Annotated in this window: 11 protein-coding genes and 2 pseudogenes; 2 read left to right on the forward strand and 11 right to left on the reverse strand. The window is 64.9% G+C overall.

What is annotated here, in order from left to right; genetic code table 11:
* Positions 1 to 704: 704 nt before the first annotated feature.
* The 4 genes from IEY88_RS37895 to IEY88_RS37910 all read right to left on the reverse strand — a co-directional run bounded on the left by IEY88_RS37895 (position 705) and on the right by IEY88_RS37910 (position 4497).
* Positions 705 to 2228, reverse strand: a complete 1524-nt coding sequence (locus IEY88_RS37895; RefSeq protein ID WP_189159752.1) for a S1C family serine protease — start codon at positions 2226 to 2228, stop codon at positions 705 to 707.
* A gap of 31 nt (positions 2229 to 2259) precedes the next feature.
* Entirely contained in the window at positions 2260 to 2970 is a 711-nt protein-coding gene (locus IEY88_RS37900) for a histidine phosphatase family protein (RefSeq protein ID WP_189159753.1), read from the reverse strand.
* Entirely contained in the window at positions 2963 to 3427 is a 465-nt protein-coding gene (locus IEY88_RS37905; RefSeq protein ID WP_189159754.1) for a DoxX family protein, read from the reverse strand. Before IEY88_RS37905 ends, IEY88_RS37900 begins: the two co-directional genes overlap by 8 nt.
* A 65-nt stretch (positions 3428 to 3492) precedes the next feature.
* Positions 3493 to 4497: an SMP-30/gluconolactonase/LRE family protein gene (locus IEY88_RS37910; protein WP_189159755.1), complete on the reverse strand. Its 1005-nt coding sequence runs from the start codon at positions 4495 to 4497 to the stop codon at positions 3493 to 3495.
* A gap of 119 nt (positions 4498 to 4616) precedes the next feature.
* Between IEY88_RS37910 and IEY88_RS37915 the strand changes: the two genes are divergently transcribed.
* On the forward strand, positions 4617 to 5540 hold the full coding sequence (locus IEY88_RS37915) for a LysR family transcriptional regulator (RefSeq protein WP_189159756.1): 924 nt from the start codon (positions 4617 to 4619) through the stop codon (positions 5538 to 5540).
* Between the two features lie 1798 nt (positions 5541 to 7338).
* Here IEY88_RS37915 and IEY88_RS37920 read toward each other — a convergent pair.
* From IEY88_RS37920 to IEY88_RS44645, 7 genes and pseudogenes are all read right to left on the reverse strand, one after another.
* The gene (locus IEY88_RS37920) at positions 7339 to 8010 is read right to left on the reverse strand and encodes a class I SAM-dependent methyltransferase (RefSeq protein ID WP_189159757.1); all 672 of its coding nucleotides are present in this window, start codon (positions 8008 to 8010) and stop codon (positions 7339 to 7341) included.
* 218 nt (positions 8011 to 8228) lie between these two features.
* Positions 8229 to 8798, reverse strand: a complete 570-nt coding sequence (locus IEY88_RS37925; protein WP_189159758.1) for a hypothetical protein — start codon at positions 8796 to 8798, stop codon at positions 8229 to 8231.
* A gap of 650 nt (positions 8799 to 9448) precedes the next feature.
* Positions 9449 to 9880, reverse strand: a complete 432-nt coding sequence (locus IEY88_RS45630) for a GNAT family N-acetyltransferase (protein ID WP_373294268.1) — start codon at positions 9878 to 9880, stop codon at positions 9449 to 9451.
* Positions 9881 to 9936: 56 nt separating this feature from the next.
* A complete protein-coding gene (locus IEY88_RS37935; protein ID WP_189159760.1) occupies positions 9937 to 10527 on the reverse strand; it encodes a hypothetical protein in 591 nt (196 codons plus the stop codon).
* A 376-nt stretch (positions 10528 to 10903) separates the two neighbouring features.
* Positions 10904 to 11794 (reverse strand): annotated as a pseudogene (locus IEY88_RS37940) (integrase core domain-containing protein).
* Positions 11795 to 12222: 428 nt separating this feature from the next.
* A pseudogene (locus IEY88_RS37945) lies at positions 12223 to 12429 on the reverse strand (NCS2 family permease); the annotation flags it as partial.
* Between the two features lie 598 nt (positions 12430 to 13027).
* A complete protein-coding gene (locus IEY88_RS44645; RefSeq protein ID WP_308426048.1) occupies positions 13028 to 13480 on the reverse strand; it encodes a GNAT family N-acetyltransferase in 453 nt (150 codons plus the stop codon).
* A 179-nt stretch (positions 13481 to 13659) separates the two neighbouring features.
* Between IEY88_RS44645 and IEY88_RS37955 the strand changes: the two genes are divergently transcribed.
* Complete coding sequence (locus IEY88_RS37955) at positions 13660 to 14631, forward strand: transposase (protein ID WP_229694156.1); 972 nt, start codon at positions 13660 to 13662, stop codon at positions 14629 to 14631.
* The last annotated feature ends 181 nt before the right edge of the window (positions 14632 to 14812 follow it).

The following is a 14812-nucleotide window of genomic DNA, read 5'->3' on the forward strand; positions in this document are numbered from 1 at the left end:
ATGCGAGACATCGTTGGCTCCTACACGGCGGGCTATGCGTGGACGCGCTCTCAGGCGCTAAATTTGCATCGTTGTTCCAACGATGTAAAGGTCAGTTCGACCTATATACGCGGTCTGGGTGCGTTTCTGCGTTTCACGATGCTCGCCGCAGCCGCGGCTCCCGGCCCCGCTGGCGCTTGTGTTCACGATCGAACCGGTGCAACTGGGGATGGTCGGTATGCCCGCGGCGGGTGGCGCGTTCGACCAGCTCGGACGGTTGTGCGACCGGCTGGGGCGACGCTGAAGACCCTGCCTCGTGGTCGACGGGTGTGGGTGGTGGCAACACCGACCAGCGGCAGGGCATTTTCGGGTTCGATGTCGAGAAGATCGGCCAATGGGAGATCACCCACTGCCCGGCGGCGGTGGACCCCGCTGACGTGAGCGCTGACAGGGAGTGGTTGGGGCGGCTGGCCCACAGCCGCGCCTTTCCTCGAGCGCAGGTCCCGGCGCAGCGTCCAAGGTGCTGGACGCTGCACCGGCAGCACACCTGCGCCGGCCGCGGAAGGCCCGATCAGCTGCGCTTTTGCCGCAGGCCGCAAAGACGATCGCCTCGGCGAGGTTCCGCGAGATCGGCCTGCTCCCCCACCAGACGGCTCACCTCGGCCGAAGGGTGGCCGCGGTGGTCCCTCTGACCCGAGACAGTCGGGCCACGCCGACAGTTCCGGTCAGCGGTCTCCCACGATGCGGAAGACCGCAGCACGCGCATCGGTGACCGGGATGGCGAAGCCATCACCTGAATCGTCGTCGGCGACGACGGTGGTCACCCCGACGACCTCGCCTCGCCTATTCAGCAGAGGCCCTCCAGTCAGGCGTGGATCAAGAGCGGTGTCCGTTCGCAGTGCGGCCTGCGGCGACTCGCTCCCCACCCGGATCTCATGGGCGAGCGCGGTCACCGTCGCCGTGGCGAGGGTGTTCGGACCAGACGAACCGACTGCGAACACCTGGTCGCCAACCCGAAGTCCAGCCAGTCCGGACCCGGAGTGAAGCGGCGGCAACCCACCGTCGTCGACCCGCACCACCCCGATGTCGAGCTCGACCGCCTTGCCGAGCACCTGTCCGGTGCGCCGCGTCCCATCGGGTATGACGACCGTGACCTCAGCGGCGTCTCGAACGATGTGCGCGTTGGTCACGACGATGCCTGGAATCGCGACGCGGAACCCGGTGCCGATCACGTCACCATTGCTGTGCTGTGCCTCGATCGACACGACGCTGAGCAGCACCTCGTCCACCGGCAGCTCCCGGTCCGCCTCCCTTGAGCCAGTGCTGTCTCGCGCCGCTTCGGACGTCAGCGTCCCGGTCGGCGGAGCCGGCGTGGCGCAGGCAGTGACGGCCATGACGCCGACAACGACTGCGAACATCCGGAGCGTGGACATGCGTCGCCGCACCGACCTGAGGAAACCGCGCACCACACTGTTAGCGCCGCCTGAGCCTGCCGTTCCGCGGATGATCGACATCAACAAGATCAGAACGACGGGAGCAGCATAGGCTCCGCCGCGTTCGATCACCTCGAACCACGCGCCTCGGGCTCCCATGGTCACGAACAAGAGCTCGGTGACCAACTTCCAGATGACGACGAACACGGACAGCCAGAAGGCCGGGTACACGAGTACCAGCAGCCCCACGCCGATCTCGAACAGGCCCACCGTCAGATTGAGGGTGCGCGAATCGGCTACCAGGTTCGTCAGACCGACCGAGTCGTATCCTCTGATCAGCGATGGCTTGTCGGAGAAGACACCCAGGCCTCCGTGCCCGATCAGATAGATCGAGATGACCAGCCGGAATCCCCAGCCGAACCGCCTGGCGCGCGCCGGGTCCAAACGCGGTATCTGGCGGATACGACCAAGCCACGAACTCCACGACGAGCCCAGACCGGCCAGCAGGAGCAGGCCGAGCGGAACGCCGAAGTTGTAGGCACGCTCCAGGAACTCCCAGACACCCTCACCCGCCAACGGCCTCAGTGCCGCGGTGAACAGCCCCCACATCCCCATGAAGGCCAGCGGGAGGCGCGTCGGCCGCAGCAAGACGAGGACGCCCAGCGCGATGTCGATGAGCCCCGTGATCGGCATGAGGTTCCTGGCGAGGGAGTCCTCAATGCCGAACACGGCGTAGTACGGGAGCCAGCCGTCTTTACCCATGACGCCGAAGGCGCCGTGGCCGATGAACTCGGCCGCCACCGCCACCCGCAGCACCCAGAATATCTTGCTCTCAGTCGATCGCCCGTCATTCAAGCTTGCTCCAATCGCCAGGCGTCAGGCGGCCGAGCAACTCCACCGCGTCGCCGCGCCCGCCGTACACGGCCGCCTCGCCCTCACCTAGGGTAACGGCGGGCGCCAGCACGCTCGGGTAGACGCCGTGGCTGACGATCACCAGGTTCGGTTCGCCACCGGCGGGCCACTGCTCACGGATGCGCTCGCTCAGTGCCCGGTCCGCCACCTCGTCCCGTTGCGGATACAGCCGCTCGAGACCAGGAACCACCTCAGCCCGCCCGAACGCCAGGTCCGCGGTCTCCTTCGACCGGCAGTACGGGCTAGCCCATACATCCGCCACTGGAATGCCGAGGTCACGGACTTCCATGCCGATGCTCCGGCCGTCCGACCGCCCCTGATCGCTGAGGTTGCGCTGGGTCGCGCAGTCACCGAAGTCGACTCGGCGGCCGTCGCCGCGCTCGTCCACGTCCTGCTGAGTCCGATCCGTAGCGGCGTGCCGTATGACCACCACCGTGCCGCCGCTGCGCAATCGGGCAAGCAGGTTGTTACCGGAGGCTTCCGTCCCCGGCGCTGACTCGCCAGGCGCGCTGCCAGTCGTAGCGCCGCTGTTGGCTGCAGCCCCCGTGTCGGGCGTACTGCACGCTGTCAGGTTGATGGCGCCCAGAACGGCGAGTGCGACGAAGATCGGTCGCACTGCGCCGCCCCGGACTCGGCTTTCAGGCATGGGTGGACTGCTTTGCCTGATGCCCGAAAACCAGGTGATCTACGCTGTAGCGGCCGGGCCCGAGCAGCAGCAGCGTCAGGGCTGCCACGCCCATGATGAACGCGAACCCGGCTCCGCTCCCGTCCTGCCCCATGACCAGAGATTCGCCTCGGTGCACGAAGATCAGCGCACCCGCCATCACCACGAGGAAACCAACGCTGATCGGCCGAGTCAGGAAACCGGGGATGATCAGGATGCCGCCGAGGAACTGGATGTAGGCGGTGAACGGCGCCGCCAGCGCCGCCAGCGGGATCCCCGCGCCCTGGTAGTTCTCGATGTTGTTGGACACTCCCGCTTCGAAGATGTCCCCGGCACCGTGGGCGATGAACACCGCGGCGACGCCGAGACGCAGGGCCAGCAACCCGTAATCGGCCGCCAAACTGGAACTGCCCGCGAGGAAGCTACGAATCTTGATCATGGTCGTTCTCCAGAGGGTTGTTGGCTCAGGACCAGGTGCCAGAGGGTTGTGACACCCTGGGCTGGTCAGAAGCGGCGCAGAGTGAACTCGTCAGTCAGCGTGCCGCCGATCAGCAGGTCGATCCGACCGCTGATCACGTAGCTGCCGTTCGAGGTGAGCGCGACAGTGGACGGAACCGGATCCGTCCACGGCGAGACGTTTCGCGTCGTGGTGGCCGACGCCCACCCATCGCGCGACCGCAGCTCGCGGACGGTTCCCTCAAGGCTCTGGCCCAGCGCGTTCGTCGCGACGACGAGCGTGCCGTCCGGGCGCAGCAGCATGCCGTCTCCACCGACCAGCGGCTGGTCCAGCCGGACCTCAACGATGCTCACGGGATCACGCAACGAGATCCGCAGGAGTGAACCGGTGTCGTAGCGCACGGCGAGCAGGTAGCCGCCGGGGTGCCAGACGATGCCGTTCAGCCCGTCACCGGCCGGACCGGTGAAGCGGGGGTCCTGGGCCAGCAAGGACGCGCGTCCGTTCACGTCGACCTTGAAGATCTTGTCCGACGCGGTGTCGGTGACGTAGGCGTTGCCCGCGGGGTCGAGCGCGAAGTCGTTCGCCACGTGGGGACCTGGGCCGATGGCGAGGTTGACCAGGTGCAGCGTCCGGCCCGTCGTCAGGTCGAAGATCCCGAGCCCGGCCTGGGTGAAAGCTGTGGCCTCAGTGGACCGCGTACCGACGCCGTAGTCCGCATACGCCGCCAGCACCCGGTTGCGCTTGACATCGACGTGCACCCCTACCGTGGACACGATCCTCGGTTCGTTGACGAGCGTCTGGGTTTGCCCGTCGAGACCGACGACCGACACCGTTCCGTGTCGCACTGAGCCGACCAGGAACGACTTTCGCGCCGGATCCCACGCGACTCCCTCAGGGTGGAGCGACGGCGCGCTGGCGTTGATCACATCGGGCAGTGCGCCCTTCGGAGATCGCGGCGCCTGGACGTTCTCGCCGCCAGACGCCAAGCCCGCTCCGGCGGTCATGACAACGGCGAGTGTCGCCATTGCGCTGACCAGATACCTCGCTCGCATACACACTCCTTGATCATCGAACTGGTAGGAAACCGGCAAATCGCCGTGTGACCCAAGTCGACCATCGGGGGTGCCAAGAACGGAAAGACCGAGCCGGTCAGGTGCTATACCTTGGAAGTATGGACGTGCTTGAGGTGCGTGAACTGCGCTACTTCGTGGCGGTGGCCGAGGAGCTCAACTTCTCGCGCGCAGCCGAACGGCTAGGCATCGCCCAGCCGCCACTGTCGAGGGCGATTCGCCAGATCGAGAACCGCTTGGGCGTGCAGCTGATGGTGCGCGGCGGCCGCAGCCTGACGCTGACTGACGCTGGTCGGACGCTGCTCACCGAAGCGCGCGCGGCGCTCGACGCGGTGAACGCGGCAACCCATCGCACCCGCCGCGCGGCCGGCGCCGCACAGAGGCTGAAAGTGACCGCCAAACCGGGAGTCGCATCCGGGCTGCTCGACCGCATCGTCGACGCGTACCGGGCACCCGGCGTGCCAGAAGTGGACATCGTCGTCAGCGGTTACCGCGGCCAAGCGGAATTGGTGCGCACCGGCGCCGTGGACATGGCGTTGACCAGTTCGCCCTACAACGACAGCGGACTCGAGAGCGAGCAGCTGGCGACAGAAAGGAGAGTCGCCGCTCTCCCGGTCGGGCACTCGCTGACCGACCGCACCAGCCTGTACTGCGCCGACCTCGCCGACCTGCCATTTCCACGCTGGCCGAACGAGACCTCCGCCGAACGAGCCTACTGGTCGGGTCAGGACGTCGCAGGCGTCGGCGTGCGGTCCGCCGGATCTGCAGGCCCGGCCATCGGCGACACCGCCCAATTGCTCGAAGTCGTCGGCCTCGGCCAGGCAGTGGCTCTCATTCCGAGGACCGTGGCACAGCGCAATCCCCGTACGGATATCGTCTATCTGCCTGTCGAAGACGCCAGTCCGTACCTCATGTCCATTGTCTGGCCCGCGGGCAGCCGTTCACCAGCCATCCGGGAGTTCGTCCGCGTAGCGATCGAGCTCACCGCACCGAAATCCGTTGACCGAGCCGCCACGAACACCTGACCGAGAACGTGTATCTCCGTCGCATCCCTGCTGCGGGAGAACGGTCTCAGCACAGTCGTCGATGCGCGGAACATCTCAAGTTCGGGGTAGATATCGGCGGCTGCACGGGCGAGATGCCCGACCTGAGGCTCCTCGATCTCGGCTCAATCGGTGCCGAAAGCCTCGCGGCCGATCTACTCGGTCGTGTCGAACAACTACCAGCCGGTCGCCTTTGTGATCGCGTGCCGGGCGCCGACACCGCTGGCCACGATCGGTAGACGCTTGACCGAGGGCAGGCTTCGATACTGGCGAGGTGGATGAACAGCCATGGCACTCCAGCGTCTCCGTCGAACAACACATCGCGGGGCTCGCGATGCGGGCGCAGCTGGTGGCGGCGCAACGCACGCGGGTAACTGCCGAGTAGCCACCCTCTTGGCCCAGCTCGGCTCACCGTCGCCGGTGGGACCCTAGGCTGACCGCCGGCGGCCCTCGCGTCGCCAGGCCACAAGACTCGGCAACGATGCCGGTGCGAAGGATCGATGGCTTCTGGGACTGACTCGTCTTGTTGGATATCTGAGTTCGGGGACTTTCCTGGAAGTGCGTCTTGTTGCGGGAGTTCGAGGCGGAGATCACTCAGCAGTGTCTGTGTGGTGGCCGAAAGAGCCTCGGTGAACATCTACCCTTCATCAACTCGGAGAACGCCAGCAGCGCCAACATCAAGCGTGCCTGCGAACTGCTCGTGGATGGGGGCGCGTTGTGACGGTCGTGGCCGGCTGCACTGAAGAGACCTGAGGTGACCTCTCCGATGCCAAGCACAAAGTCGGTCTGAAATCTCCTGTAGCTCAGCCATGATCAGACTTCCAGCGCGGGCCTGAGAGCGACCCCTCTGTGGTGTTCGCGGACTGTGAACAGCGAGCCGGGCGGCTTGCCGATCTGACGCCAGATCGACCTTCATCTCACTCGACCCGATCTCGCCACGCACACCTAACTCTCTCAACCACCACTGCGTACCGACACCAGTCCATTCATTGAGAGCGTTGGGTTGGGTCGCCTTGTCAGCGCGGTGAACACTGCCTGAAGACACCTGGACTTCGACACATCTTGTGAACTCGATACGACTGGTGCCGCTGAGCGATGCGGCGTCTCGCCAGACTCATGTTCGTCCCAGACGTGACAATGAAGTGAAGACGCATCGCTTGTCGCTAGCTAATCTGGCCTTGTCCGGACTGTACTTTCCAGGTTGTCGTCGGATCTCCCACAGGCGCCTGCACGGCCGGGAACATGGGTGCCGGACCAGGCCGTCCAGAACACACGATCGACCTGGTCCGGCACCTCCAGACGTTGCCAGAAAAGGCTAGCGGCCATCAGCAGGGGTGGCTTGAGCAGTCACGTTGTGGCGCACTGTCCAGGCACTGATATTCGATTGCAGCGCTGCCGTCTGCCACTTTCATGGAGTTCCTGTCGCGCTGCCTGCACCGCAGCAAGCAAAATTCGTCCTACTGGAAGATGTGCTCGGTCGAACACGCTGGACCAGTTCCACCGGTAGAACAAAGAACACCAAACGAGAGTGTCTGCTGGTTGCGATCGTCATATCCGCATCTGGATACAGCACGAGCCTGCTGAGCGACAGCTGAAGGCGCTAGGTCCGGCGGGTGCGAATGCGGTGCGGTGAAAGGTCGCTCTGACCGTGACTGAGTAGCCCGCCGGAGCGGACCATGTCGCCGAAGCCGATGTGCCGAGATGAGGCTCGGTGCAGACACTGGCTATCGGGGCCAGACACCCTACGACGTCCTTCGCATAGGAAGAACCAAAAGCGCAGTCAGGCGGAGATCTCAATTGACGCAGCCCGCCGAGGTCGCCTGCAAACATAGGTGATGGCAGGCGGAAAGTTTACCCATACCGTGCGGGTTGACAGGACCTCGTCGAATGCAGAGCGCAAGGACTGGCCAAAGTGTCGAGCTGCGGTCAGCCCGAGCCCGTGGACATATGCGAAAGTGGTGAATACCCCTGATGGCGCGAGCGAATGAGCGATTTGCCCGAGGATGCGCTTTTGCTTGTCAGCCGAGATGAGTGCCCACGGCAAGCCTGATACGACCGCGTCCACGTCGGCGAGCCGTTCTCGAGCCAATATGCTGCCCAGGTCAACCGCATCAGCGAGGTGGACTTTCGCGCGCGGATTTTTCCGGTGGAGAAAGTGGGCCATCGAAGGGTCGGATTCCAGAGCGATGTGCCGCCCCCTGCCTTGAAGCCTCTCCTCGATCGCGGCGCTGACCGCACCCGTCCCCGGGCCAAGTTCCACAATGGTGGGATCACCAACCGAAGGTACGACGGCTGCCAGACGAGCAGCCAGCCGGGGTGAGCTAGGCCAGACAGCTCCGACTGTCTTCGGCGACCGAAATGCGGCGCTGCAGAAAGTTGCCAGAGAACTCGTTTTCACACTGCTTTCATGCCTAGATCCCCTATGTCCGCACTGCGAGTAGTCGACAGGCATTGGAGCTTGTCAGGTGAGCACGATCAGGCGCGAGACTGCCCTGCAGCTGCTTCATGTACTCGCCGCTCGCCAACGAGGCCACTCTTGCAGGCCTTCGCCGCGCAACGTTTGTTGATTAGGACAGAGAATCGCCATCTGCGCGATATCTTGTCAAGACGCGCCGCAGGGCCAGTTCGTCGAACGCTCGTGTTGTCAACGTGTACTTGGCAATCGAACGTCTATATTGTCGGCGGCGCGGGTTCATAAACATTCGGCTCCATCCTTGCTTGCGTGATGAAGGATGGAGCCGTGCCGACGGCGGACTCAGCCGACGAGAGATTCTCTTGCGTGGCCGGCTGAAGCTGGCCACGCCGTAGGTTTGCCCGCCTCTCGAGCAGCTTGATCTTCGTGTGCATGCCCTCGGTAAGCCTGCTGCTGCAAGGCGCGGTCAAGCTGCCGGCTGCCGCGTCCTGCGGATACTGCTGATCGACGTGATCCCGCCAGTGCACGGCAAACTCGGCCGGCCCAGTTCCAGCCCGGCGCGCTGTACCGCGACCACGCCGCACGCTAGCACGCGAAAAGGGCAGCACATCGGTGATCCGCCCGCCGGCAGTGAACCCCGCTCCGGCCTGGCTGCCTGGCTGTCTCGGCGAGGTGCTCCTCGACCAGGTTTCGAAGCGGTGCGAGCGCGCGTACTGCGCGTCCTCACATTGAAGGGTGCCAAGCCTGACTGTGCTCACCGGCGCGAACGCCAACGGCAGGTCGATGTCGCTCAAGATCGCCGCCGAGGTCCTCAGACCGTCGACCACGATGGCCGCCTCACCGACACGACTCGGGTCGAGCTTACAGGCGGCCGTGCGAAGATCGAGTTGAACCAGGCTTCCAGACCGGGGCCCTGGAAGGCGTCCGGTCCGTGCTCGCTCGCGGATCGTCGATGCGAGTGATGGTGGCGCCGAACTGGAGTGATCGGGTGCTGGCGGAGGCGTTGCGACCTGGGTGCCCGGTGCGGCGATCTCCGTGATGCAGCATCTCGCCGCGGACGTCCTTCAGGGGTCACGCTGCGCTGCTTCACACTCAACGGCACCGACCTAGCAGTCGCCGAGATCGCCGCCTACATCCACTGGCGCAGCACTCAGCCCAAGACCGAGTTCGCCACTGACTCCCCCGTCCGAACCTGGCCCCATTACCGAGCCAATGTTGCGTAACGCACCACAAGGTAACGGCGATGTCGGTGCCCGGAGCACTTCGCCGCGTCGATGTTCGGTGGGCTTGCACGGCCTTCAAGAGTGCACCGAGTCCAAGCTGTTTCGCAGGGTCACCTCGGCAACCGCTGCTCATTGATGACGACAACCTGTCATCAATGCGAACGGTCCGCTCGCGCCTATAGGCGAAACGATCATTCGGAGCGAGGTTTTCGCATCCCACTTATGATCAACTACTCCCAAATGAACCTCACCGCTTAATTCCCTTTCACGACAGGAGGATACTTGGTCATGTGAATCAGTGGCTTTTCATGCAGATCGCTCTTGCGGGAAGCGTGATCGACCGTGAAGCCAGAAGCTCGATAGGGAGCAATCGCCGCTTTGAGGAATGGCGTAGTTGACGGTCTATCGCTTTCACAATTGTGCACTTCCGCATAGGAGATGGATTTATCCAACAACGCGGGACCGAGGCCCCGCCCACGTTGCGAAGGAGGTACGGCCATGCCATTTATGTATGCGCACTCCATGTTTCGCGCAACCGAAATAGTACCGCATACAGCACCCTCCTCCACGACAACCCAAGTTGCGCCGCTGGCCATGCGCCGCCTGACCCGCAACGGATCGATGACCGTAGCCGCGAATCCTTCTGGCGTGTATAGCGACTCAAACTCGATAAACGCGGCCCGCAGAAGCTCTGCTTAGCGCGAGGACCTTTCGATGCTTGCTTGAACAACATTCCATTCTGTCATTTTGAACTACCTATGATCGTTGGCTGACGCAGTCGTGATGAAGTTTGCGTTGTCAGGTGCGTTCCAATCGGTTCCAGCAGGATAATGCTGGCGTCCGCGCTCGGCAGTGCAAGGGTGAAGCCCGTGCTCTTGGTCAGCATGACGAGACCACCACGACGAAGCCGGTCGAACTCCCCGCAGATGTGCGTTACACCGCCGTCCAGGTCGCCCGGCAAAGTGTCGACATCAGCTACAACTCGACCATCACTGATCGTGGCCAACCATGTTCTGCTGGTCGCTGGGTTGGCGCGCATGGACGGGCCAGCAGGAGCGACCGGGCTGGCGTGGCGGATGCTCTGGTCGGCTGCGTGTTTGACTCGGTAGGAGTTGTGCTGCGGGGTTGATCCGTTTCGACGGGCAGGGCCGATGAGATGTGATCCAGTTCCCTGATCAGCCAAGTGGTTCCGGGTCTTGCGCGCCCGCAGCGGCAGGATCGCCGAGGAGAACCACATCACCAGCCAGTGCCGATGTTCGTCGAGCTCCTCGCGGAACCGGGCGATGTCGGCGTCCGCAAAGTACGCCCTTCTCCTCAGATCCACGGATTTCAAGCGTTGCTCCCCTGAGTGCGCTGTCGGTGGGGTGCCAATTCGGCCAGTCTCCTATCAGCGGGACGCCACTAACCGGACCGTGCAGCGTTGTACAGATCACCACTACGTGTCTTGAGTCGTTGGTTCCTCGGCGGTCCAGGTTGTACCCGGCGCCCAGGGCAAAGTGCGCACCGGTGCGTCAGCGAGAATTTCGGCGGCCAATCGAGCGGAGCCGATGCAGACGCGGACCAGGCGATCACCGCTGCGTGGTGATCGCCGCGGAGAGCAACCAGAGTCCTCGACGTCGAGTGTCCAGCAACGAAGGCGGCGGCCAGAGCTCAACGCCGGCGGCGCACAGCCGATCGGCGCGGCCGACATCCGCTCTAGATGTACTTGGTCATGAGGTTGGTGACTGGACGCGGCTGCTGGGTGAGTGTCCGTTGAGTGCGTGGTGACCGCGTTCGGTGTTGTAGTGGTCGAGCCAGGGCGCCTGTGCTGCGGATCGGGCGGGGTTGTCGAGGAATACCTCGCGGTAGGCCCACTCGGCCTGCAGGGTGCGGATTGAATCACTCGACTGTGCTGTTCTGCCAGGGGCAATGCGGTGTGATGGTCTTGTGGCGGGCGCCGATCGTGGTGATGGCGGCGGCGAAGTCGCGGGAGATCAGGTAGTTCCTGGCGTTGTCGGTCAGGACACGGTGAACGCGCCCGATGCCCTGGTCGGCGAACCAGGCGACGTGGAGCAGGAACCCGGCGCAGGTGGTGCCGCGTTCGTCGGCGAGGATCTCGGCGTAGGCGAGCCGGGAGTGGTGGCGCGCCAGCCGCCTCCGGGCGGTATCGTGCCGATCTTCTTGACGTCCAGGTGCGGCAGGTCACCAGGGTGCGGATGTTCGTAGCGGCGGGTGGTGTGGCGGGTGGCGCGGATGCGTTGCCCGGTCAGCGGATCGCATCCGTGCAGGCGCGGCACGCCGTGCCTGCACCCTCGACACGGTGCGGGCGGGAGGCCGGTGCGGGCGCTGATCCGTGCCGAGCCGCAGCGCATGTCGCCGCGTGCGGCCACGACCCTCAGCTCGGTCTCGGCCAAGGTCCGCGACGGCGTGCGGTGCGGCCCGCTGGACCGATCGGCCAGACCTGCCAGTCCCTCGTCACGGAACCGGCCGACCCAGCGATACGCGCACTGCCGCGAGACACCGGGCTCCTTGACCACGTGAGCGACCGGCCTGCCCCCGGCGACCCGTGAAACCCGGACCAAGCGTCGATGCACGGTCAGGCGGGCGTTAGCGTGTCCCATCGAGGCCTCTGGCCGTGGTGACTGACTTCGCAATCACCACCGCACCCGGAGGCCAAACCCATGACCAAGCCGACACACCCTCACCAACGCGCCGCCAAGTACACATACTCCAGGTCCCGGGCCGTCCATCACGCATCGGGGCAAGAGCGACTCCAAAGACACCTTCATCATCGCCGAACAGGCCCACATGCGCCGTGACATGCACCCGATGATCACGAGTGACGAGATCGCAGTCGATCTGCAGATTCCACCTCAAAGCCGCCAGATTCACGCGTCTCGTTGCGCAACGAGAGCAGGAGGGTGGGGTCGCCGCCTTGGGCAAGCGAGAAGACGACCCCACCTGCGCCCAGCTCGGCCTGGGGGTGCCGGAAACCGGGCAGCGTTGCCGATCGTGACCATCGACGTTCTCAGGTTAGCTGGGACCGCGCGTTCGGCAAACGTTCGATCAACGGGATGATCGCGATCGTGAGAAAGACCGGGATCGTGTAGTCCATCTCCTGCCACGGGATTCGACGGATCTGGGTCATCATCAGGCCGCCGATTACCACCGAGGCCAGACCGGTGCGGACGCCTTCACCAACGCCCGCCGCCGACTCCAGGAGCACGGTGTTCGGGGCGGACCCCGTGACGCCACCGTACCAAGCCTTGTCGTCGGGTCCGTCGCTGGAGGACAGACGTCTCCGACTTGTTCCGCGTTGCGCACCATTCACGGTCGTCATCAAGTTCGTCTGTACGATTGGGCGGTCGAACATCGAGCCTGCCTCTGTCACGTCCATCGCCAAGCGATTGCGCATCGAACTCTCAGGTAAGTGCCAGGTGTCTGCTGCACGAGCAAGAGACAGTGGTAGTCACGCGGCCTGGCTGGTTGGCGTGATCATGATTGCTTCGTATTCGATGGGGGTCAACCGGTCAAGGGGGACTTGGCGTCTGTGACGGCGGCAGGTGCGTTCGATCCAGGTGACGATCGCGGTCCGGAGTTCGTCTCCGGTGTACTAAGTGCGCCAGTCGAGAACATTATTCTGCAGCAACGCGAAAGCTTCCCATGGACGAGCAGATCCGCCACGCTGTCCGATCCCCCGTCGACAGGCCGGCGTCGCGGACTCCGTCGGCCAGGAACCGGTGGCCGAGCTCCGGATCGTCATGGTGCACGTCGAACAACGCGTTCACCCGATGAGCCCGCTCGATCCCGGTCTCGGTGACCGGCCGGGACGCTCCACTGGCTTGCCGCCAGCATCAGCGTGACGCCGTAGCACTACACCAAGGTCTTCCTGAGAAGACGGCCGAGTCCTCATAGCCGAGTGCGAGGTAGAAGGGGCCAGCCCGCCGACTCGCGAGGGCGAGGTAGGCAGCGCCGCTCTCGCTTGCCCAGTTCTCCGCGTAGCCCATCAATTCTCGGCCGGCGCCGGACCTGCGGTGACTCTCGACCATCAACTCCTCAACCCAGGCGACAGGACCGTTGGCCAGGAAGGTCAGGTGGTTGTTGGCCAGCAGATAGCCCACGATCTTGCACCCCCACCGCCTCGGCGACAGCGACCAGAGTGCCGGGTGCGTCGCTGAGCCGATGCCATGTCCTGTCGAACGCTCCTCGTTCTGGAACGAACGACGTCGCGAAGTCGTTCGCCAAAGGCCAGACTTGATCGGCGTCTCCCCGTCGCGCCGAGCGGACCACGAACTGCTGGCTGTCAGGCACCGACATGGTCTTCCAACCCCACACGCTCATAGCAAAGCTCTGGCAACACGCCCTAGCTTGAGTTTTAACCTCTGAGGGGTTGGTCATCACCCTGGTTGATCATGAGTGAAGCCCTTGGTCGATTCTTCTTCTTGCGACAGACGAAGATCGAGACCAAGGGCTTCAGTTGATCAGTGTGCACCATGCCCAGGACGCCGCCGCGGTCGGGGAGTTGTCGGCGTTGCGGCAGGAGTTCTACCGGTGTCTGACGCGGCGTGCGGACGCGTTGTTCGAGCTGGCCGACGCTGTGTTGTGTGCGGACGGGCCGGTCCGCTCGGTCGCGGAGCTGTCACTGGCCGGTGAGCATCGCCGCGGGCATGGCAGCGGCTACGCCGCGCTGGCCCGGGGCCGGGTGGACTTCGACCGGTTACGCACCGCTCTGGCGGCGGTGCCGCTGCCTCGCGCCGCGGACGGGCGGCTGGTGCTGGCGGTGGACGTCACCTGCTGGCTGCGCCCGGAAGCACACACGTGCCCGCAACGGATCCTGTGTCACACCTACGGCCGGGGCAAGGACCAGCACATCATGGTGCCGGGCTGGCCCTACTCCGTCGTCGTCGCCCTGGAGAGCGGGCGACACTCCTGGACCGCGCCGCTGGACGCGGTCCGGCTCGCGCCCGGAGACGACGCCGCGAGCGTGACCGCCCGGCAGATCCGCGACATCGCGGAAAGGCTGATCACCGCCGGGCACTGGTCGCCAGGGGATCCAGAGATCCTGCTCGTCGCCGACGCCGGCTACGACGGACCCCGGCTCGCTCACATGCTGGCCGATCTTCCGGTCGTCGTGCTGGTGCGGATGCGGTCGGACCGGGTGCTGCGCCGGCCCGCGCCGCCGCTGCGGCCTGGCCCCAGCCCGGGCCGGCCTCGCCGCCACAGCGACGAGTTCGCCTTCGGCGACCCCGCCACCTGGGGCGAGCCGGATATCACCCTCGAGACCACGACCCGGCTCTACGGACCGGCGCTGATCCGGGCCTGGGACCGGTTACACCCCAAGCTCACCTCCCGCACCGCCTGGGCGAGGCATACCGGAGACCTTCCCATCCTGGAAGGCACTGTGATCCTCCTGCAGGTCGAGCGGCTGCCCTCCGGCGCGATCCCGAAACCCGTGTAGCTCTGGCACTCCCGCACCAGCCTCATCCACGCCGAGGTCGATCTGGCCTGGCAGGCGTTCCTGCGCCGCTTCGATATCGAGCACACCTTCCGCATGCTCAAACAAACCCTCGGCTGGACTACACCGAAGCTCCGCTCACCCGACGCGGCCGACCGTTGGACCTGGCTGCTGCTGACTGCTT

Source organism: Lentzea pudingi (assembly GCF_014646255.1).
Classification (GTDB): Bacteria; Actinomycetota; Actinomycetes; order Mycobacteriales; family Pseudonocardiaceae; genus Lentzea; species Lentzea pudingi.

What these genes read in the sequence shown, in the direction of transcription:
- IEY88_RS37900 (WP_189159753.1), bottom strand. Translation starts at nt 2,970, where the DNA reads ATGCCTGAAAGCCGAGTCCGGGGCGGCGCAGTGCGACCGATCTTCGTC.
- IEY88_RS37905 (WP_189159754.1), bottom strand. Translation starts at nt 3,427, where the DNA reads ATGATCAAGATTCGTAGCTTCCTCGCGGGCAGTTCCAGTTTGGCGGCC.
- IEY88_RS37910 (WP_189159755.1), bottom strand. Translation starts at nt 4,497, where the DNA reads ATGCGAGCGAGGTATCTGGTCAGCGCAATGGCGACACTCGCCGTTGTC.
- IEY88_RS37915 (WP_189159756.1), top strand. Translation starts at nt 4,617, where the DNA reads ATGGACGTGCTTGAGGTGCGTGAACTGCGCTACTTCGTGGCGGTGGCC.
- IEY88_RS37920 (WP_189159757.1), bottom strand. Translation starts at nt 8,010, where the DNA reads ATGCCTGTCGACTACTCGCAGTGCGGACATAGGGGATCTAGGCATGAA.